19 protein-coding genes are annotated in these 19619 nt (G+C 66.0%); 2 read left to right on the top strand and 17 right to left on the bottom strand.

What is annotated here, in order from left to right:
- Positions 1 to 37: 37 nt before the first annotated feature.
- On the bottom strand, positions 38 to 406 hold the full coding sequence (locus RX333_RS05910) for a nuclear transport factor 2 family protein (RefSeq protein WP_316013997.1): 369 nt from the start codon (positions 404 to 406) through the stop codon (positions 38 to 40).
- A gap of 198 nt (positions 407 to 604) precedes the next feature.
- Between RX333_RS05910 and RX333_RS05905 the strand changes: the two genes are divergently transcribed.
- Complete coding sequence (locus tag RX333_RS05905; RefSeq protein ID WP_316013996.1) at positions 605 to 2212, top strand: peptide chain release factor 3; 1608 nt, start codon at positions 605 to 607, stop codon at positions 2210 to 2212.
- Here the strand turns inward: RX333_RS05905 and RX333_RS05900 are convergent.
- Positions 2184 to 2501: a hypothetical protein gene (locus RX333_RS05900; RefSeq protein ID WP_316013995.1), complete on the bottom strand. Its 318-nt coding sequence runs from the start codon at positions 2499 to 2501 to the stop codon at positions 2184 to 2186. The genes RX333_RS05905 and RX333_RS05900 overlap by 29 nt on opposite strands.
- Positions 2498 to 2761, bottom strand: a complete 264-nt coding sequence (locus RX333_RS05895) for a hypothetical protein (protein WP_316013994.1) — start codon at positions 2759 to 2761, stop codon at positions 2498 to 2500. Before RX333_RS05895 ends, RX333_RS05900 begins: the two co-directional genes overlap by 4 nt.
- Positions 2762 to 3051: 290 nt before the next feature.
- On the opposite strand from RX333_RS05895, the gene RX333_RS05890 reads away from it, so the two are divergent.
- Positions 3052 to 4641: a DEAD/DEAH box helicase gene (locus RX333_RS05890; RefSeq protein ID WP_316013993.1), complete on the top strand. Its 1590-nt coding sequence runs from the start codon at positions 3052 to 3054 to the stop codon at positions 4639 to 4641.
- 3 nt (positions 4642 to 4644) lie between these two features.
- Here RX333_RS05890 and RX333_RS05885 read toward each other — a convergent pair whose 3' ends face one another.
- From RX333_RS05885 to RX333_RS05820, 14 genes are all read right to left on the bottom strand, one after another.
- On the bottom strand, positions 4645 to 5499 hold the full coding sequence (locus RX333_RS05885; protein WP_316013992.1) for a serine hydrolase domain-containing protein: 855 nt from the start codon (positions 5497 to 5499) through the stop codon (positions 4645 to 4647).
- A 6-nt stretch (positions 5500 to 5505) separates the two neighbouring features.
- The gene (locus RX333_RS05880) at positions 5506 to 7182 is read right to left on the bottom strand and encodes a ribonuclease J (protein WP_316013991.1); all 1677 of its coding nucleotides are present in this window, start codon (positions 7180 to 7182) and stop codon (positions 5506 to 5508) included.
- Positions 7183 to 7956, bottom strand: a complete 774-nt coding sequence (locus RX333_RS05875) for a type III pantothenate kinase (protein ID WP_316013990.1) — start codon at positions 7954 to 7956, stop codon at positions 7183 to 7185. It lies immediately after the preceding gene.
- A 4-nt stretch (positions 7957 to 7960) separates the two neighbouring features.
- Complete coding sequence (locus tag RX333_RS05870; RefSeq protein ID WP_316013989.1) at positions 7961 to 8701, bottom strand: biotin--[acetyl-CoA-carboxylase] ligase; 741 nt, start codon at positions 8699 to 8701, stop codon at positions 7961 to 7963.
- Positions 8702 to 10150: an NADH-quinone oxidoreductase subunit NuoN gene (gene nuoN, locus RX333_RS05865; protein ID WP_316013988.1), complete on the bottom strand. Its 1449-nt coding sequence runs from the start codon at positions 10148 to 10150 to the stop codon at positions 8702 to 8704.
- A 2-nt stretch (positions 10151 to 10152) separates the two neighbouring features.
- Positions 10153 to 11706 (bottom strand): NADH-quinone oxidoreductase subunit M, encoded by a 1554-nt coding sequence (locus RX333_RS05860; protein WP_316013987.1) that lies wholly within the window; start codon positions 11704 to 11706, stop codon positions 10153 to 10155.
- Positions 11707 to 11709: 3 nt separating this feature from the next.
- Positions 11710 to 13860, bottom strand: a complete 2151-nt coding sequence (nuoL, locus tag RX333_RS05855) for an NADH-quinone oxidoreductase subunit L (RefSeq protein ID WP_316013986.1) — start codon at positions 13858 to 13860, stop codon at positions 11710 to 11712.
- A 1-nt stretch (position 13861) separates the two neighbouring features.
- Positions 13862 to 14167: an NADH-quinone oxidoreductase subunit NuoK gene (gene nuoK, locus RX333_RS05850; RefSeq protein ID WP_316013985.1), complete on the bottom strand. Its 306-nt coding sequence runs from the start codon at positions 14165 to 14167 to the stop codon at positions 13862 to 13864.
- A gap of 94 nt (positions 14168 to 14261) precedes the next feature.
- Entirely contained in the window at positions 14262 to 14876 is a 615-nt protein-coding gene (locus RX333_RS05845; protein WP_316013984.1) for an NADH-quinone oxidoreductase subunit J, read from the bottom strand.
- A gap of 104 nt (positions 14877 to 14980) precedes the next feature.
- A complete protein-coding gene (gene nuoI / locus RX333_RS05840) occupies positions 14981 to 15472 on the bottom strand; it encodes an NADH-quinone oxidoreductase subunit NuoI (protein WP_316013983.1) in 492 nt (163 codons plus the stop codon).
- A 69-nt stretch (positions 15473 to 15541) separates the two neighbouring features.
- Positions 15542 to 16573 carry an NADH-quinone oxidoreductase subunit NuoH gene (nuoH, locus tag RX333_RS05835; protein ID WP_316013982.1) on the bottom strand — a complete coding sequence of 344 codons (1032 nt, stop codon included), beginning with the start codon at positions 16571 to 16573 and terminating at the stop codon, positions 15542 to 15544.
- 105 nt (positions 16574 to 16678) lie between these two features.
- Entirely contained in the window at positions 16679 to 17050 is a 372-nt protein-coding gene (locus RX333_RS05830) for a hypothetical protein (protein ID WP_316013981.1), read from the bottom strand.
- A gap of 39 nt (positions 17051 to 17089) precedes the next feature.
- Complete coding sequence (gene nuoG, locus RX333_RS05825; RefSeq protein WP_316013980.1) at positions 17090 to 19105, bottom strand: NADH-quinone oxidoreductase subunit NuoG; 2016 nt, start codon at positions 19103 to 19105, stop codon at positions 17090 to 17092.
- A 4-nt stretch (positions 19106 to 19109) separates the two neighbouring features.
- Positions 19110 to 19571: a DUF5333 family protein gene (locus RX333_RS05820; protein WP_316013979.1), complete on the bottom strand. Its 462-nt coding sequence runs from the start codon at positions 19569 to 19571 to the stop codon at positions 19110 to 19112.
- Positions 19572 to 19619 lie beyond the last annotated feature (48 nt).

Raw genomic sequence — 19619 nt, 5'->3', positions numbered from 1 at the left:
ATGCGCGGCGCCTTCGGCTTGACTCCGCGCCAACCCCCTACCCCACCGGATAGAAGAATTCCTCCCGCACGATCTTCCCGTCCTTCACGTGATAGACCCCGACCTCGTCCATCGTCTCGCGCGTGCCGCTCGCCTTGTGCGTCGCGTCGATGCCGAAGATCACGGCGAAGCGGTCGTCGCCGTGCGGCATCGGGTCGGAGACCGAGCCGCCATGCACCTCGAAATTCTCCGCCCACCACTCGTGCTTGCCCCGGATCGCGTCGATGCCCTGGACCTCGCGCCCATTGCCGGCATCCGCGGCCTCGACCGACACCACATCGGGGGCGTAGAGGGTGGCGAGCGCCTCGGCCTCCGTGCCCGCCCGGCAATGCGCGACGAGCTGCTTTCCGATCTCCTGAACCGACATGGGACGCCTCCTGTTGTTCAACATGCGCTCACCTAGCAGATTCGCGACGCAGCGCCAAAGCGCACCGTTAACCAATTCATCCGCGCCAGCCATCTGCCATACGCATGCCATACGCGTGCCATACGCATCGCAGACCGCGATTTTCGCGTTTACCTCGCCACGATTGCGCCTGCCCCGGCCCGCCGCTATATCCCGCCCATGCTGGACCGCGCCCATAACCGCCCCGACCTGCCCGCCGAGATTTCCCGGCGCCGCACCTTCGCCATCATCTCGCATCCCGATGCGGGAAAGACGACGCTGACCGAGAAATTCCTGCTCTATGGCGGCGCCATCCAGATGGCCGGTCAGGTTCGCGCCAAGGGTGAGGCGCGGCGCACCCGCTCGGACTTCATGCAGATGGAAAAGGACCGAGGCATCTCCGTCTCGGCCTCGGCAATGTCGTTCGAGTTCAAGGAGTTCTGGTTCAATCTTGTCGACACGCCGGGCCACTCCGACTTCTCCGAGGATACCTACCGCACGCTGACCGCGGTGGATGCCGCGGTCATGGTCATCGACGGCGCCAAGGGGGTGGAGAGCCAGACCCGCAAGCTCTTCGAGGTCTGCCGCCTGCGCGACCTGCCGATCCTGACCTTCTGCAACAAGATGGACCGCGAGAGCCGCGACACCTTCGAGATCATCGACGAGATCCAGGAAAACCTTGCGATCGACGTGACCCCCGCCAGCTGGCCCATCGGCCAGGGCCGCGACTTCCTCGGCTGCTACGACCTGCTGCACGACCGCCTCGAACTCATGGACCGCGCCGACCGCAACACCGTCGCGGAAAGCGTGAAGATTGAAGGGCTTGACGACCCCAAGCTCGCCGAACACATCCCCGCCGACCTGCTCGAAAAACTGCGGGAGGAGGTCGAGATGGTGCGCGAGCTGCTGCCCGCCTTCGACCGGCAGGACTTCCTCGACGGCACGCTGACGCCGATCTGGTTCGGCTCGGCCATCAATTCCTTCGGCGTGCAGGAGCTGATGCGCGGCATCGGCGAATTCGGCCCGGAGCCGCAGGTCCGCCCGGCCGAGCCGCGCGCCGTGGGCCCGGAGGAAACCAAGGTCGCTGGCTTCGTCTTCAAGGTGCAGGCCAACATGGACCCCAAGCACCGCGACCGCGTCGCCTTCGTCCGCCTGTGCTCGGGCCATTTCAAGCGCGGCATGAAGGTTCACCACGTCCGCACGAAGAAGCCGATGGCCGTCTCCAACCCGGTGATGTTCCTCGCCTCCGACCGCGAACTGGCCGAGGAGGCCTGGGCCGGCGACATCATCGGCATTCCCAACCACGGCCAGTTGCGCATCGGCGACGCATTGACCGAAGGGGAGGATCTGAAGTTCACGGGCATCCCCTCCTTCGCGCCGGAACTCCTGCAATCGGTGCGCGCGGGCGACCCGATGAAGGCCAAGCATCTCGACAAGGCGCTCCAGCAATTCGCCGAGGAGGGCGCGGCCAAGATCTTCAAGCCGATGATCGGCTCAGGCGCCATCGTCGGAGTCGTAGGCCAGCTGCAATTCGAGGTGCTGGCGAGCCGGATCGAGCTGGAATACGGCCTGCCCGTCCGCTTCGAGCCGACGCAGTTCACCTCCGCCCGCTGGGTGTCCGGACCGCGCGCCGAGGTCGAGCGGTTCGCCCAGTCGAACAAGGGCCACATGGCGACCGACCACGACGGCGATCCGGTCTACCTGACCCGCCTTCAGTGGGACATCGATCGGGTCGAGCGCGACTGGCCTGAGCTGAAGCTCACGGACGTGAAGCAGATGATGGTCTGACCGCGTCGGCGTCGGCCTTCGTCTGGCGCAACTCGCGCATCGCGCGGATATGGTCCCGCTTCTCCGCCTCGCTGCGGGGGCGCGGGGCCGAACGCTCCTCCTTCATCGCCTTGAGCATGCGGTGCACGCCAAACAGCACGGCGATCAGCAGCGCGCCCCCCGCGACCATCGCGATCAGCGCCCAGAACTCCATCGCGGTCGCCAGAAGTTCCTGCAGCCAGCTATAGTCTTCGCGTTCGTGGCCCGGCACGTAACGGTGCCCGGTGTGCTCGTCGATATCGTCCATCATCTGTCCACGCCTCGCCCCATCCTCGTCCGGCGCATGTCGCGCAGCGCCTTCCTGTCCACACGCGTCCGACTGCGGCTGGCCTTCCGGTTCACCTTGCGCTCGCCGATCTGCTGCAGGATCCTGACCAGCAGCCAGAGGGCAAGAAGCAGCGCGACCGCGATCAGCGATCCGCGCACCGGACCTTGAGCGACGATCGCCATGACGCCGCGCAACACCAGGCCGATGGGCCGCATGAAGATTTCGATCAGCCCTTCGAGCATGATATTCCCTTCCTCGTCCGTGCTGACAGCGTTTGATGGCCGAATCGCGGCGCGATGGTGACGAAAGCGCGGATGACGGGGCCGGACATCGCGCTTGCCACGCAGACTAGCGGCAGATTCACCCAGATTTCCAGATGCCGCGCCGTCCAAAGGCATGAATTATTGACTTCGGCGCCCGGATTGGGCATATGCGCGCAAGTTCCTGAAGGCGCACCGATCCGGGTGCGTCGGGTCGCGATGATGCATGCGGCCACTCACCCCGCCGCACAAGCACAGCGCGAAGGATCCCTATGACGAAATTCACCGATCTCGACCTCGACGAGAAGGTCCTCAAGGCCGTCACCGAGGCAGGCTACGAGACCCCCACCCCGATCCAGGCGCAGGCGATCCCGCATGCGCTGATGGGCAAGGACGTGCTCGGCATCGCGCAGACCGGCACCGGCAAGACGGCGAGCTTCACGCTGCCGCTGATCTCGATCCTCGCCAAGGGACGGGCCAAGGCGCGGATGCCGCGGAGCCTGATCCTGTGCCCGACGCGGGAGCTGGCAGCGCAGGTCGCCGAGAATTTCGAAGTCTACGGCAAGTACCACAAGCTGAGCATGGCGCTGCTGATCGGCGGCGTCAGCTTCAAGGATCAGGACAAGCTGATCGACCGCGGCGTCGACGTGCTGATCGCGACGCCGGGCCGCCTGCTCGACCATCACGAGCGTGGCAAGCTGATGCTGACGGATGTGAAGGTCATGGTCGTGGACGAGGCCGACCGGATGCTCGACATGGGCTTCATCCCCGATATCGAGCGCATCTTCGGCCTGACGCCCTTCACCCGGCAGACGCTGTTCTTCTCCGCCACGATGGCGCCCGAGATCACGCGCATCACCGAGACCTTCCTGCACAACCCGGTCCGCGTCGAGGTCGCCCGCCAGGCGACGACCTCCGAGACCATCGAGCAGGGCGTCGTGCTGCACCGCCCCTCGGGCAAGAAGGGCGCGGACGGGGAGAAGCGCGAGGTGCTGCGCCGCCTGATCGAGGCGGAGGGCGAGCTGACCAACGGCATCATCTTCTGCAACCGCAAGCGCGACGTGGACATAGTCGCCAAGTCGCTAAAGAAGCACGGCATGAACGCCGCCGCGATCCACGGCGATCTCGACCAGTCGGTGCGGATGAAGACGCTCGACGAGTTCCGCAGTGGCGAGCTGACGCTGCTCGTCGCCTCGGACGTCGCCGCGCGTGGTCTCGACATCCCGAACGTCTCCCACGTCTTCAACTACGACGTGCCGATCCACTCCGAGGATTACGTGCACCGCATCGGCCGCACGGGCCGCGCAGGGCGCAAGGGGAAGGCGATCATGATCTGCTTCCCGCACGAGGAGAAGTATCTGGAGAAGATCGAGGAGCTCGTGGAAAAGGCCGTGCCGCGTCTGGACAGCCCGCTCGAAAGTGCGCCGGAACAGCCCGCGCAGGACGAGGCGGAGGAGAAGCCGAAATCCCGCAGCCGTTCGCGCAGCCGCAGCCGCAAGAACGACGACGCCCCGGCCGAGGCACAGGCGGGCGACGCACCGTCGGAGGCCGCGCAGCCCGAGGCTAAGCCGACCCGCACGCAGCAGGCTCCGCAGAAGACGCAGGACGAGCAGCCGCAGCGCCAATCGGGGCGAAGCTCGGACGGCAACCGCGATCGCTCGAATAACGGCAACCGTGGCGGCCGCAACAATCGTGGCCGCGGCGGTCAGGACAACCGCGTCGTGGGCATGGGCGACCACGTCCCTGCCTTCATGCTGCGCGAGATCAAGATCCCCAAGGCCACGCGTCGCAAGACGAGCGACAAGGACGAGGCGGATCAGGGTGTTAACGAGGATCAGGGCAGCTCGGGCGCCGCGGCCTGATCCTCAGGGCGCGGGCACCGCGCCGAGCATTCCTGCGACCAACCATTCCGATCGGATCTCTCCGGGACCGTCGCAGAACGCTGCGGCGGTCTCCTTCGTTTCGGGAGCATGATAGACCGCGCCGCCGCTGAACGGCCCGCCCGCCGAATGGCCGAAACAGGCGCGGCCCTCGATCTCCCCCATCATCAACCCGATGCCGTAGCCGTGCGAGGTCCAGGGCCGCCCGGCGATCCCCGGCCCCAGAACGCGCGCATCGGTCATACGGGCGAGCGCGTCGGGCCTCACGAGCCGCCCGGTCGCAAGCGCGTGCACGAGGCGCGCCGCATCTTGCACCGGCCCGATCAGGCAGCGGTGGAAGACCCAGCCGGGATGGTAGCCGCCCGTCGGCACCGCGACCTCCGCCATATCCTCCGGCGTGTCGGCCAGCCTGGCCGCGAGGCCGAGCGGTGCGCAGATCTCGGCCTCTATCAGGTCGGCGAGCGTGAGACCCGTCGCCGCCTCGATCCGCTCGACCGCGAGGCCGTAGCCGATATTGGAATAGGCCCAGCTCGCACCGGGCGCGAAGATCGGCCCGCCGACCTCAGCAAGAAACCGGTCGCGCGACCACGGTTCATCTCCGCGCGCGACCGCTTCGTGGTAATGCGCCAGCCCGCCGTAATCCGGCAGGCCGCCTTCATGCCGCAGCAGTGCCTCCAGCGACGGGTCGCCGTCGTCGAGGTCGAGTTGCCCCGCCGCCTCCAGCCGCAGGGCAAGTGCCGCGATGACCGTCTTGGTAACGCTCCACCACGGCATGATCGCACCCGCCCCCTGCCCCGTCACGACCCCGTCGGGGCCGATATGGCAGGTGAAGGCGGGCACCCCGCGTCAGTCCTCGACGCGGTTGATCATGACGATCGTGTCGGGCTTCTTGCCGATCAGGCGGTTCGCGCGGTTGCTCGCCGCCTGCTTCATCAGCTTCTCCACCGCCTCGTCATCGGCGCGGAGCTTGCGCTTCGCCTCGGTCAGCTCCTTGGTCAGCCCTTCCTCGAGCTGGGTCTGGAGCGCGCCTTCCTGCCCGTCCATGTCGGTGAAGAGGCCCTTCGCCTCGACCCAGACATCGCCGAGCAGATCGCTCTTCTCGTCGAGCACGACGTTGACCACGAGAATGCCGCGCATCGCCATGCGCAGACGGTCGCGGACGATGCCGTCCATCGCGCCGATCATCACCGAGCCGTCGACATAGCGCCGTCCGGTCTCGATCATGTCGACGACCTTGGGCTCGTTGCCCGTCAGCTCGACCATCGTGCCATTGGGCGCGATGACCGGGGTGATGCCCTTGGACGCGCCCAGCTTGGCATGCTCGCGCAGGTGCCGGTACTCGCCATGCATCGGGATCAGGAATTGCGGCTTCACCAGATCGTGCATCGTCTCCAGATCCGGCCGGTTGGCGTGGCCCGAGACGTGGTAGAGCCCGCCGTCATGGTCCACGATATCGACGCCCAGCATCGCAAGCTGGTTCTCGATATAGGCGACCGCCACCTCGTTGCCGGGAATGGTCTTGGAGGAGAACAGGAAGGTGTCGCCCTCCTTCATCTCCAGCTTGCCGTAGCCGCCCCGCGCGAGCTGGGCGGACGCCGCGCGCCGCTCACCCTGGCTGCCCGAGGCGAGCACCATGACGTTCTCCGCCGGAAGGTTCGCCGCGTCGTTCACGTCGACCATGTCGGGGAAGTCGGTCAGCAGCCCGACCTTGCGCGCGGTGGAGATCATGCGGTGCATGGCCCGGCCGATCACCACGATGGAACGGCCCGCCGCCTGCCCGGCCAGCGCCAGCGTGCGCAGGCGCGCGACATTGGAGGCGAAAGTGGTCGCGACCACCATGCCCGGCTGGCTGCGCAGCATCTCGGTGATCGGGCCGACAAGCTCCGCTTCCGACCGGCCCGCGTGGCGGGAGAAGACGTTGGTACTGTCGCAGACCAGTGCGAGCACGCCGTCCTTCGACACCTCGCGGATCAGGTCGGGGTCGAACGGCTCGCCGATCTGGGGATCGGGATCGACCTTGAAGTCGCCGGTGTGGAAGACGCGCCCCGCGGGTGTGTCGATGACGAGGGCCGAGCTTTCGGGCACCGAGTGGCTGATCGGCAGGAAGCCGACCTTGAAGGGACCCACTTCCACCTGCTCCGGCCAGGCGCCGACGGTCTTGACCGCCTCGGTCGGCTGGCCGGCTTCCTCCATCTTGCCGCGCGCGATCTCTGCCGTGAATTCGCGGGCATAGACGGGGGCGTCGAGCTGCGGGTAAAGCCGCCCGATAGCGCCCACGTGATCCTCGTGCGCGTGGGTGATGAAAATCGCGTCGAGCGCGTGCGCGCGTTCAGCGATGAAGGCGGGATCGGCGGTGATCAGGTCCACGCCGGGGCTCGAATCCATGTCCGGGAAGGCCACGCCCGCATCCGCCATGATCCAGCGGCGCTTGTTCTCCGGGCCATAGCCGTAGAGATACATGTTCATGCCGATCTCGCCCGCGCCGCCCAAGGCGACGTAGACGAGGCTGTCTGTCTTGCTCATTTAGTCTTGCTTTCTATTGTGCTCGTAGATGAGGACGAGGCCGTGCATCGTCAATTCGGTATCGATATGGTCGATGACCTCGGTCCCCTGGTTGAAGAGGGTCGATAGCCCCCCTGTCGCGATCACTTTCATGGGGCGGTCGCGTTCACCCCTGATCTGTCTGCAGATGCCCTCGACGAGGCCGACATAGCCCCAGAACACGCCCGATTGCATGCAGGCCACCGTATTGGTGCCGACCACGCGATCGGGCTTGGTCACGTCGATATTGGGCAGCGCCGCTGCAGCCTCATGTAGGGCGCGGATGCTCAGATTAACACCCGGCGAAATGACGCCACCGATATAGGCGCCGTCGTCGTCCACCACGTCGAAGGTGGTGGCGGTGCCGAAATCCACGATGACGAGGTCGCCGCCGAACTTGTCGAAGCCCGCCACGGTGTTGACGAGACGGTCCGCACCGACAGTCGTGCCCGCATCCACGCGCACGTCGACGGGCAGCGCGCAATCGGGCTTGCCCACCACCAGCGGGCGGCAGTGGTAGTAGCGGTCGGACAGGACGCGCAGGTTGAAGACGACCTGCGGCACGACAGAGGAGATCACTACCTCGTCGATGGTCACGTCGAGCCCGTTGAACTCCATCAGCTGCCGCAGCCAGACGTAGTACTGGTCCGCCGTGCGTGCCGCGTAGGTCGAGCAACGCCATTCCCCGAGGAACCGCGTGCCGTCATGCACCGCGAAGACGGTGTTGGTGTTGCCCACGTCTATGGCGAGGAGCATCGGGTCATCCCCCTTCGTGAAAGTAGATCTCGGCGGCGGGCAGCCGCTCGATACCCGTGGCGGTGGCGAGCAGAAGCGCGCCGTCCGCGTCTATTCCGTCGAAACGGCCCGTCACCTCGCGGCCCACCAGCCGCGCGGTCATCTGCTCGCCGATCCGGGCAGCGCCCCGCATCCATTCGGCCTGTTGTGGGCCGAACCCCTCCTGCGCCAACCGCGCCTCGCGCGCGGCGAAACTGCGCGCGAGCGGGTCGAGCAGCGCCTCTGGGTCGTAGCGCATGCCGGTCGCGCTCAGCAGATCGGTGGCGAGGCTCGCGCCCGGCTCCAGCTCGACCTGCGGCGGTGCGGCCACGAGGTTGACACCGATCCCGACCAGCAGCACGTCGCCGCGGCTTTCTAGCAGGATGCCCGCCAGCTTCCGCTCCCGGCACAGCACGTCGTTCGGCCATTTCAGGGTGAACAGCGCAGGCTGGCCCGTCAGCTCGATCAGCGCATCCCGCAAGGCCAGCGCCGCGATGAAGGAGCGCAGCGCGCGGCGCGCGACCGGACCGTCTGGGCGGATGGCCAGCGTGGCTGCGAAATTGCCGTCGGGCATCGCCCAGGCCCGGCCCCGCCGCCCGGTCGCGGCGGTCTGGCGGTGGGCCATCACCCAGATCGGCGCATCGCCCGCACGGGCGAAGGCCTCGCCCTGCGTGCTGCCGGTCTCATCGAGGATCAGGCGCCCGGTCCCCTGGGGCCAGACCTCCATTCAGCGGAACAGGGATGCGGCGGCCTCGACGGCCAGCGCCTCGACCCCGAAGAGGTTCACCAGCGGCAGCGCACCGATCAGCATGACCACCGCGGCGACGCCGAGCGCAAGCCCGTGCATCACCGGCATCCGGCCGGTCAACGGATCGACCTCCTCGCCGAAATAGAGCAGGAGAACGATGCGCAGATAGTAGAACGCGCCGATCACGCTCGCGATCACGCCCAGCACGGCGAGCGGCACCAGCCCGGCCTCGACCGCTGCGAGGAAGACGTAGTATTTCGCGAAGAACCCGGCCAGCGGCGGGATGCCCGCAAGGCTGAACATCAGGATCGCCAGCGCCAGCGCGCGCGCGGGTGCGACGCGGGAATAGAGCCCCAGCGCATTGATGTCGGTAATGGGGCGGCCGTCCCGCTCCATGTTCAGGATGAAGGCGAAGGTGCCGACATTCATCACCACGTAGATCGCCATGTAGAGCAGCAGCGCCGCCACGCCCTCGACCGTGCCGGCGGCGAGCCCGACCAGCGCGAAGCCCATGTGACCGATCGAGGAATAGGCCATCAGGCGCTTGATGTTGGTCTGACCGATCGCCGCAATCGAGCCGATGAACATAGACAGGATCGCGAGGAAGGTCAGGATCTGCTGCCAGTCAGCAACCGCGCCGCCGAACCCGTCGACCAGCACCCGCGCGAACAGCCCCGCCGCCGCGACTTTGGGCGCCGTGGCGAAGAAGGCGGTGACCGGCGTGGGCGAGCCTTCGTAGACATCCGGCGTCCACATGTGGAACGGCGCGGCGGAGATCTTGAAGGCAAGGCCCGTGGTCACGAAGACGAGGCCGAAGAGCAGACCCAGCGACACGCCCTCCAGCGCGATGACCGCCTCGATCCCGGCGAACAGCGTGGTGCCGGTGTAGCCGTAGACCAGGCTCGCCCCGTAGAGCAGCAGGCCCGAGCTGAGCGCGCCCAGAACGAAATACTTGAGCCCCGCCTCGGTCGACCGCAGGGAATCGCGCCGGAAGGCCGCGACGACGTAGAGCGACAGCGACTGCAGCTCCAACCCCATGTAGAGCGCCATCAGATCGCCCGCCGAGACCATCATCATCATACCGACATTGGCGAGCGCGATGAGGACCGGGAACTCGAATTTCAGGATGTTGACCCGCCGCAGGTAGTCGCGGCTGAGCAGCAACATGATCGCCGAGCCGAGCAGCAGCGTGACCTTGGCGAAGCGCGCGAATGCATCGTCGATGAACATGCCGCCGAAGGCTGCAGTCGGGCCCTGGTCGCGGGTGGCGATCCAGAGCGCGATCACGGCCAGCACGGCCGAGGTCAGCAGCAGCACCGCGTTCGCGTTGCGATCCTTGCCGGTGAACACGCTGAACATCAGCGCAGCCATTGCGTAGGCCGCGAGCACGATCTCGGGCAGGACGATGGAGATGGACTGGCTCAGCATGATCAGTGTCCCGTCTCGGGCGCGGCGGCGAGGGTGGTGCCCGCCTGCTCAAGCGCTTGCTCGTAGGAGCCCAGCAGCGCCTCGACGCTGGGGCCGATGATGTCGGTGACGAGGCTGGGATAGACGCCCAGCAGCAGCGTGAAGAACACGAAGGGCACGAAGAGCAGCTTCTCCCGTCCGGTCATGTCGCGGATGCCGCGCAGGCTTTCCTTGACCAGATCGCCGAAGACGACCCGGCGGTAGAGCCACAGCGCATAACCCGCCGACAGGATCACGCCCGTGGTGGCGAAGAAGGCGATCCACGTATTGGCCTGGAACGCGCCCGACAGCGTCAGGAACTCGCCCACGAAGCCCGAGGTGCCCGGCAGACCGACATTGCCCATCGTGAACAGCAGGAAGACCAGCGCGAAAGCGGGCATCCGGTTCACGAGGCCCCCGAACGCCCCGATCTCCCGCGTGTGCATCCGGTCGTAGATCACGCCGACGGCGAGGAACAGCGCGCCCGAGATGAAGCCGTGGCTGATCATCTGGAAGATCGCGCCGTCGACCCCCTGCCGGTTCGCCGCGAAGATCCCCATCGTGACGAAGCCCATATGCGCGACCGAGGAATAGGCGATCAGCTTCTTCATGTCGTCCTGCATCAGCGCGACCAGCGAGGTGTAGACGATGGCGATCACCGACAGCCACATCACGAAATCCGCCATCAGGTCGGAGGCGACCGGGAACATCGGCAGGCTGAACCGCAGGAAGCCGTAGCCGCCCATCTTCAAAAGGATCGCCGCCAGCACGATGGAGCCCGCGGTGGGCGCCTGCACGTGCGCGTCGGGCAGCCATGTGTGCACCGGCCACATCGGCATCTTCACCGCGAAGCTTGCGAAGAAGGCCAGCCACAACAGGGTCTGCGCGCCGCCGACGATATGGATGCCGGCGATCGAGACCGTGTCGGACCCGAACTCGTGCATCAGGAGCGCCGCGATGTCGGTCGTGCCCGCATCCGCGATCATGAACATCATCGCGATCAGCATCAGGACGGAGCCGAGCAGCGTGTAGAGGAAGAACTTGAACGCGGCGTAGACGCGGTCCTTGCCGCCCCAGATGCCCACGATGATGAACATCGGGATCAGACCCGCCTCGAAGAACAGGTAGAACAGGATCAGGTCGAGCGCGCAGAAGACACCGATCATCAGCGTCTCGAGCAGCAGGAACGCGATCATGTATTCCTTGACCCGGTGCTCCACCCCCCAGCTTGCACCGATCACCAGCGGCATCAGCGCCGTGGTCAGCATGACAAACAGGACCGAGATACCGTCGACCCCCATGCGGTAGGTCAGACCGCCCAGCCACTCCGCCTCCTCGACGAACTGGAAGCCGGTATCGTCGGGATCGAAGCCGGTGATGATGAACAGCGAAGCGAGGAAGGTCGCGACCGTCACGAACAGCGCCAGCCAGCGCGCGTTGCGCACCGCCGCGCGGTCCTCGCCGCGCAGCAGCAGGCCCATCACGACCGCGCCGATCGCAGGCAGGAAGGTGACGAGGGAAAGCAGGTAGTTATCCATCGGTCAGGAGGCCCCTCGGATCGCGAACCAGGTGATGATCGCGACCAGACCGGCGATCATCGCGAAGGCGTAGTGGAAGACGTAGCCGGACTGGGCCTTGCCCGCGATGCGGGTCAGGAACGGCACGATGCCCATGGCGAGTCCGTTGATGCCGCCGTCGATGACCTTGCCGTCGCCCTTCTTCCACAGGAAGCGGCCCAGCGACTTGGACGACCGGACGAACAGCACGTCGTAGGCCTCGTCGAAATACCACTTGTTCAGCAGGAAGCGGTAGAGCCCCGGCATCCGCGCCGCCACCCGGCCCGGCGTCGCCGGATCGCGGATGTAGAACTGGTAGGCCAGCGCGAGTCCGATGAGCATGGCGAGGAAGGGCGACAGCTTCACCCACCACGGGACGTAGTGATAGGAATGCAGCACGTCGTCGCCGTGGTGGTCGTCGCCATAGGCGTCCTCGGAATGATCGTCCGCGTAGGCCGCATCACCCTCGGCAGCCTCATCGGCCCCATGACCGGCCTCGTCCGCCGCGACCTCGGCCTCGTCCACGCTGACGACATCCTCGCCATACGCGTCGCCCTCGTCATCCGCATGGGCCGCGTCGGCCGCCGCGTAGTTGAGGGACGGGCCGAAGAAGTCCTCGGCGTATTTGCCGACGAAGCTGTTGTAGTAGACCATGCCCGCCAGCACCGCACCCACCGCCAGCACGCCGAGCGGAATGGTCATGACCGCCGGGCTCTCATGCGCGTGGTCATGCGTGTGCGCATCGCCGCGCGGGGTGCCGTAGAAGGTCAGGAAGATCAGCCGCCAGCTGTAGAAGCTGGTGAACAGTGCCGCGATCACCAGCGCGGTGAAGGCGAAATAAGCATGGCCGGCAAAGGCGCCCTCGATGATCGCGTCCTTGGACACGAACCCGGCGAACCCGATGGGCAGGCCGATAATGTCGTAGCTGAACGGGATACCCACGCCGGTGATGGCGAGCGTGCCGATCATCATCGCCCAGAAGGTCATCGGGATCTTTTTGCGCAGGCCACCGTAATGGCGCATGTCCTGCTCGTGATGCATCGCGTGGATGACCGAACCCGCACCTAGGAACAGCATCGCCTTGAACGCCGCGTGCGTGAACAGGTGGAACATCGCCGCCTCGTAGAAGCCGACGCCCGCCGCAACGAACATGTAGCCCAGCTGCGAACAGGTGGAATAGGCGATCACCCGCTTGATGTCGTTCTGCACCAAGCCAACGGTCGCGGCGAAGAAGGCCGTGACGGCGCCGAGCCCGGTGATGAAGGCCGGTGCGTATTGCGTGAGGTCGTAGATCGGCGCCATGCGGCAGACGAGGAACACGCCCGCCGTCACCATCGTCGCGGCATGGATCAGCGCCGAGACCGGCGTCGGACCTTCCATCGCGTCGGGGAGCCAGGTGTGCAGGATCAGCTGCGCCGACTTGCCCATCGCCCCGATGAACAGCAGGAACCCGACCACTTCGAGGGCGGCCAGCTCCATGCCGAGGAAGCCGATCGTCGTTTCCGCCAGCTGCGGCGCCATGTCGAAGATCACGCCAAATTCGACGCTGTCGGTGAGCAGGAACAGCGCGAAGATCCCCAGCGCGAAGCCGAAATCGCCCACGCGGTTGACGATGAACGCCTTCATCGCCGCGGCCCCCGCCGAGGGCTTGCGCCAGTAGAAGCCGATCAGGAGGTAGGAGGCGACGCCGACCCCTTCCCAGCCGAAGAACATCTGCACGAGGTTGTCCGCCGTCACCAGCATCAGCATCGCGAAGGTGAAGAAGGACAGGTAGGCGAAGAAGCGCGGCTTGTAGGTCTCCCCCTCGCGCCATTCCGGGTCGTGATCCATGTAGCCGAAGGAGTAGAGATGCACGAGCGCCGAGACGGTCGTGATCACCACCAGCATCACATGGGTCAGCGTGTCGACCCGGATCGACCAGTAGGCCTCCATCGCGCCGCTGTCGATCCAGCGGAACAGTGGGATCACGTCGGAGACGGACCCGTCCATCCCCAGGAACAGCACCCAGCTGAGCACCGCGGCCAGCATCACGGCCCCGGTGGTCACGATCTGCGCGCCCTTCTCGGAGATGAAGCGCCAGAAGAACCCGCCGAGAATGGCCGCGATCAGCGGCGCGAAGAGGATGATGTGGTACATGTCAGCCCTTCATCACGTTGACGTCTTCGACCAGGATCGTGCCCCGGTTGCGGAAGAAGCAGACGAGGATGGCCAGCCCGATCGCCGCCTCTGCCGCCGCGACCGTCAGGATGAACAGGGTGAAGACCTGCCCGGCCAGATCGCCCAGATGCCAGGAGAACGCGACCATGTTGATGTTCACGGCCAGCAGCATCAGTTCGATCGACATCAGGATGACGATGACGTTCTTGCGGTTGAGGAAGATGCCGAAGATGCCCGTCACGAACAGGATCGCGGCAACGGTCAGGTAGTGGCCGAGTGAAATCACTTCTTGTCTTCCCGCTCGCTCGTCTTGCGGCCGATGCCGTAGCCGATGACGCCTGCCGCAATGATCAGTGCGTAGTAGATGAGGTCGCCCATTTTTACAGTCCTTGTCCTGGTTTCACATCCTTGAGGATCATGGCCTCCGCCGGATCACGGTACATCTGGCGCAGCACGTTCTGCCGCTTGACGTCCGCGCGATGGCGCAAGGTCAGCACGATGGCGCCGATCATGGCGACGAAGAGGATCAGGCCCGCGGCCTGGAACAGGTAGATGTACTGGTCGTAGATCAGACGCCCCAGCGCCTGCGTGTTCTGCAGCTCGGTCGGAACCGGCGTGACCGCGACTCGGGTCGTCGTCTCGGGATCGGCCCAGATGTTCGCGCCGATCACCAGCAGCAGTTCCATCACCAGCACGATGCCGATCAGCATGGCCAGCGGCATGTGCCGCGCCATGCCCTGCCGCAGTTCGGCGAAGTCGACGTCGAGCATCATGACCACGAACAGGAACAGCACCGCGACCGCGCCCACGTAGACCACCACCATCAGAAGCGCCACGAACTCCGCCCCCATAAGGACGAACAGGCCCGCGGCGGAGAAGAAGGTGAGGATCAGCCACAGCACCGAGTGGACCGGGTTGCGCGCCAGGACGACGAACAGGCCGGCCGCGACGGCGATGCTGGCGAAGAGGTAGAAGACGAAGGCCGCGACGGTCATGGCGATCCCTTGGTTTGAGGCCGGTCCGGGATCAAGAGCCCCGGTTGGCGTCTCTCTAACGTCAGGCCCGTCCCGGCTCAAGGTCGGGGCGGGCAGAAATCCGCTCAGCGATACGGCGCATCCAGTTCGAGATTGCGGGCGATCTCGACCTCCCACCGCTCGCCATTCGCCAGCAGCTTTTCCTTGTTGTAGAAAAGCTCCTCGCGCGTTTCGGTCGAGAACTCGAAATTCGGTCCCTCGACAATGGCATCGACCGGGCAGGCCTCCTGGCAGAAGCCGCAATAGATGCACTTGGTCATGTCGATGTCGTAGCGCGTGGTCCGGCGTGATCCGTCCTCGCGCGGCTCCGCATCGATGGTGATCGCCTGCGCGGGGCAGATCGCCTCGCACAGTTTGCACGCGATGCAGCGCTCCTCCCCGTTCGGGTAGCGGCGCAGCGCGTGTTCACCGCGGAAGCGCGGGCTCAGCGGCCCCTTCTCATGCGGGTAGTTCACCGTCGCCTTGGGCGCGAAGAAGTACTTGAGGCCCAGTTTGAACCCGCCGAAGAAGTCGGCAAGCAGGAAATATTTCGCGGCCCGTTCGAATGTGACTGCCATGGGAAACTCCCCTCGAATTCGATTGCGGGCGGCAGCGCACCCCCTGGTGCGCGCCCCCATCATTCAGTCTCAGACGCCGATGATCCAGCGCTGGTAGGCACCCCAGAACCAGCCGAAATGCGCGGCGAAGGCGACGAAGACGACCCAGCCGAGGCTCAGCGGCAGGAAAACCTTCCAGCCGATCCGCATCAGCTGGTCATAGCGGAAGCGCGGCACGATCGCCTTCACCATCGCGAAAATGAAGAAGAAGAACAGCACCTTGATGACGAACCAGAACACGCCGTCGGGCAGGAAGGGCACCGGGCTCAGCCAGCCGCCGAAGAACAGGATGGTGATGAGCGCGCACATCAGCACGACGGCCATCAACTCGCCGATCATGAAGAGCAGGAACGGCGTAGAGGAGTACTCGACCTGATAGCCGGCGACCAATTCGGCCTCCGCCTCGGGCAGATCGAAGGGCGGGCGGTTCGTCTCGGCCAGGGCTGAGATCAGGAACAGGAACACCATCGGGAAATGCGGCAGCCAGTACCAGTTCCAGAACCAGCCGCCCGACTGTGCCAGCACGATGTCGGTCAGATTCAGCGACGCGGTCGAGATCAGGATACCCACGATGATGAAACCGATGGACACCTCGTAGGAGATCATCTGCGCGGCCGAGCGCAGCGAGCCCAGGAACGGGTATTTCGAGTTCGACGCCCAGCCGCCCATGATGACGCCGTAGACCTCGAGCGAGGAGATGGCGAAGATATAGAGGATGCCGATATTGATGTTGGCCACGACCCAGCCCTCGGCGAAGGGGATCACCGCCCAGGAAACGACTGCCAACACGAAGGCGATCATGGGCGCGAGGAAGAACACCGTCCGGTCCGCGCCCGCGGGCACCACGACTTCCTTGACGATGTACTTGATGAAATCGGCGAAGCTTTGCAGCAGGCCAAACACGCCAACCACGTTCGGTCCCTTGCGCATCTGCACCGCGGCCCAGACCTTGCGGTCCGCATACATCAGGAATGCCAGCGCCACCAGGACGCTGACCGTCACCGCGAGGCACTGCGCCAGGATGATAAGGAAGATCCCGAAATTCCCGTCCCAGAAGCTCATGTCGGTGCTGTCCTTCGTCTCGTCTCGGCGCGGGGCCCGTCAGGCCCTGCGCTTAAGGTATTTGGCGCCGCGCTGCCAGCGAAACCGGCATGGCGGGGCACTGTTTCACATCACGCAGCCGGGGTTGCCGACCGGTCCGGGCTGGATCACGTAGGTCTCGCCCACGCGCTCGCCCGTCAGGGTGTAGGTGCAGGTCCCGGTGCTGACCACGTCGCGGCCCAGTCCGACACCGACGCTGGCGCCGCCCGTGCCGATGACGATGCCGCCCAGTTGCGGGCGGATCGGGCCGACGGCGGCGCGCTGCTCGATATCCCAGCTGAAGGTGCGCCGCCCGTCGGGCAGGTCGATCACCCGCGTGGGGTAGCCCAGGTTTCGCGCCACCTTCTCGATCGGTTGCCCCGCGAAGTTGTCGGACCGCCCGCTGCACGCGGCGAGCGCGATCAGGACCAGCCCGGTTGCCATAACTCTCAGTCGCATCGCGTCACTCCTCTCCCGGTTGAACCGGGTCAGTCTGGCCTATTCCGCCGCGACCGGCAGGTCCCGCTCATGCGCGAGCCGCGACAATTCCGCCATCACCTCGGACGCGCGCGCGATCGGGTTGGTGCGGTAGTGGTCGAGCACGGTGGTGCCGATCACCGCGTCGCCCGTCTCGCCGCGGTCGACCAGCTGCCACTCGTTTTCCGGCACGGTGTCGAGCGTGGCGAGGTGCGGCACCGCCTCGAACAGCGCCTTGCGCAGGTCCGCCAGCGAATCGTAGGGCAGCGCGGAGCCGAGATGGGCAGAGGCCGCGCGGATGATCGCCCAGTTGTCGCGCGCCTCGCCCGGTGCGAAGCCCGCGCGGACCGCCAGCTGCGGGCGACCTTCGGTGTTGACGAAGATCCCGCTTTCCTCGACCCAGGCCGCCGCGGGCAGGATCACGTCCGCGCGGTGCGCGCCGCGGTCGCCGTGGCTGCCCTGGTAGATCACGAAGGGACCCGCTCCGATCTCCACCTCGTCCGCGCCGAGGTTCCAGACCACGTCCGCCTCGTTGATGGCGCCGAGTCCGGCATCGTTGGTGAAGTCGACATCTATGCCGCCCACGCGGCTGGCCGCCGTATGCAGCACCAGCAGTTTCGAGCCCGAGACCTCGCACATGCGCATGGCCTCGGCGAGGTTCGCCGCGCCGTGATCGCCGATCAACGCGCCCTGCCCGATCACGACGATCGTGTCCTTGTCGCGGGTCTCGTCCGAGACGCCCTTGTCCGCCATCTGAGTCAGCGCGGCGATGGTGTCGCCCGCGTGGTGGTAGTCATAGGTCAGATCCGCCGCCTCGCCGACCAGCGCGATATCCGCGCCGTGCAGCCACGCTTTGCGGATGCGGGCGTTGAGCACCGGCGCTTCCTTGCGCGGGTTCGTCCCGACCAGCAGGATCGCCTGCGCCCGGTCCAGATCCTCGATGCGCGCCGTGCCGACATAGGCCGAGCGGTTGCCGACCGGCAGCTTCGCGCCATCGGTCCGGCATTCCACCGTGCCGCCCAGCCCCTCGACAAGCTGCTTGAGCGCGAACATTGCCTCGACCGGGGCGAGGTCCCCGGCCAGTGCCGCGACCTTCTTGCCCTTCGCCGCCTCGGCGATGGCCAGGAAAGCCTCGGTCCAGCTTGCAGGCGTCAGCTTGCCGTCGCGCCGCACATAGGGACGGTCGAGCCGCTGGCGGCGCAGCCCGTCCCAGACGAAGCGGGACTTGTCCGACAGCCATTCCTCGTTGGTGCCATCGTGGTTGCGCGGCATGATCCGCATGACCTCGCGCCCCCGCGTGTCCACCCGGATCGAGGAGCCGAGCGCGTCCATCACGTCGATGCTCTCGGTCTTCTTCAACTCCCAGGGCCGCGCGGTGAAGGCGTAGGGCTTCGAGGTCAGCGCGCCCACCGGGCACAGGTCGATCACGTTGCCCTGCAATTCGGAGGTCAGCATCTGGCCGAGATAGGAGGTGATCTCCGAATCCTCGCCGCGCCCCGTCTGGCCCATCTCGGCCACGCCCGCGACCTCGGTCGTGAAGCGGACGCAGCGCGTGCAGGAGATGCAGCGCGTCATCTTGGTGCCGACCAGTGGCCCGAGATCGGGATCGACCGCCGCGCGCTTTTCCTCGCGGTAGCGGGAGAAATCGACGCCGTAGGCCATCGCCTGATCCTGAAGGTCGCATTCGCCGCCCTGGTCGCAGATCGGGCAGTCGAGCGGGTGGTTGATGAGCAGGAACTCCATCACCCCTTCACGCGCCTTCTTGACCATCGGGCTGCGGGTCTTGACCTCGGGCGGCTGGCCGTCGGGGCCGCCGCGCAGGTCGCGCACCTGCATGGCGCAGGAGGCGGCGGGCTTGGGCGGGCCGCCCACGACCTCGACCAGACACATCCGGCAGTTGCCCGCGATGGACAGCCGCTCGTGATAGCAGAAGCGCGGGATCTCGACGCCCGCCGTCTCGCAGGCCTGAAGGATCGTCATGGCCGGATCGACCTCGACCTCGGCGCCGTCGATGATGATTTTTCTCAGGTCGGTCATGGGGTCACCTCGCAATGAGATAGCTGCCGATTTCGCTGCCATCTGCCACTTCCGTATCGCCGGCCGCGCAGAAGGAGTCGGGATCGGTCATAAGGATATCGTGTTCGTCGATAAAGCCAATTACGCGGCCCTGAAGGTCGCGCTGCACGTCATCGGGAATGTTGTTGGCCCAGAGCCTCAGGTCGCGTTCGGTCAAACCCGACGCCCTTACCACGGGAATCAGCGCGCGCTGCTCGGACTGCTCGCGGCCGAAATTGAAGGTGTAACGACTGCATTCGCCCGCCACCTGACGCGCGAGCTGCTGTGCCGTGATCGTATTCAGGACCTCCGGCGGCATGACGATCGGCGACCCGTCGCTGCGGATGGCAGGCTGCGGCGCACAGGCTGCTAGCCCGAACAGGATCGCAAGCGCTGTGGTCCGGACCGGGCGCGCGGTATTTTTCTGGGCGGAAAGGGTGGTCGTCATTCTGGGCCTTCGTATTTCGGGAATTTCCAATTTCGCGACATGGCCAGT

This window comes from Roseobacter sp. HKCCA0434, assembly GCF_032464675.1.
Taxonomy (GTDB): Bacteria; Pseudomonadota; Alphaproteobacteria; order Rhodobacterales; family Rhodobacteraceae; genus Pontivivens.
The sequence above is the reverse complement of the archived record's forward strand: the minus strand, read 5'-3'. Positions and strand labels throughout refer to the sequence as shown.

Bases quoted from the DNA above. Each gene is read 5' to 3' on its own strand.
- nuoN (WP_316013988.1), bottom strand. From the start codon at position 10,150: ATGCTGAGCCAGTCCATCTCCATCGTCCTGCCCGAGATCGTGCTCGCG.
- nuoL (WP_316013986.1), bottom strand. From the start codon at position 13,860: ATGTACCACATCATCCTCTTCGCGCCGCTGATCGCGGCCATTCTCGGC.
- RX333_RS05845 (WP_316013984.1), bottom strand. From the start codon at position 14,876: ATGACCGTCGCGGCCTTCGTCTTCTACCTCTTCGCCAGCATCGCCGTC.
- RX333_RS05830 (WP_316013981.1), bottom strand. From the start codon at position 17,050: ATGCGACTGAGAGTTATGGCAACCGGGCTGGTCCTGATCGCGCTCGCC.
- RX333_RS05910 (WP_316013997.1), bottom strand. From the start codon at position 406: ATGTCGGTTCAGGAGATCGGAAAGCAGCTCGTCGCGCATTGCCGGGCG.
- RX333_RS05820 (WP_316013979.1), bottom strand. From the start codon at position 19,571: ATGACGACCACCCTTTCCGCCCAGAAAAATACCGCGCGCCCGGTCCGG.
- nuoH (WP_316013982.1), bottom strand. From the start codon at position 16,573: ATGAGCTTCTGGGACGGGAATTTCGGGATCTTCCTTATCATCCTGGCG.
- RX333_RS05880 (WP_316013991.1), bottom strand. From the start codon at position 7,182: ATGAGCAAGACAGACAGCCTCGTCTACGTCGCCTTGGGCGGCGCGGGC.
- nuoG (WP_316013980.1), bottom strand. From the start codon at position 19,105: ATGACCGACCTGAGAAAAATCATCATCGACGGCGCCGAGGTCGAGGTC.
- RX333_RS05900 (WP_316013995.1), bottom strand. From the start codon at position 2,501: ATGATGGACGATATCGACGAGCACACCGGGCACCGTTACGTGCCGGGC.
- RX333_RS05875 (WP_316013990.1), bottom strand. From the start codon at position 7,956: ATGCTCCTCGCCATAGACGTGGGCAACACCAACACCGTCTTCGCGGTG.
- RX333_RS05905 (WP_316013996.1), top strand. From the start codon at position 605: ATGCTGGACCGCGCCCATAACCGCCCCGACCTGCCCGCCGAGATTTCC.
- nuoI (WP_316013983.1), bottom strand. From the start codon at position 15,472: ATGGCAGTCACATTCGAACGGGCCGCGAAATATTTCCTGCTTGCCGAC.
- RX333_RS05890 (WP_316013993.1), top strand. From the start codon at position 3,052: ATGACGAAATTCACCGATCTCGACCTCGACGAGAAGGTCCTCAAGGCC.
- RX333_RS05860 (WP_316013987.1), bottom strand. From the start codon at position 11,706: ATGGATAACTACCTGCTTTCCCTCGTCACCTTCCTGCCTGCGATCGGC.
- RX333_RS05870 (WP_316013989.1), bottom strand. From the start codon at position 8,701: ATGGAGGTCTGGCCCCAGGGGACCGGGCGCCTGATCCTCGATGAGACC.
- RX333_RS05895 (WP_316013994.1), bottom strand. From the start codon at position 2,761: ATGCTCGAAGGGCTGATCGAAATCTTCATGCGGCCCATCGGCCTGGTG.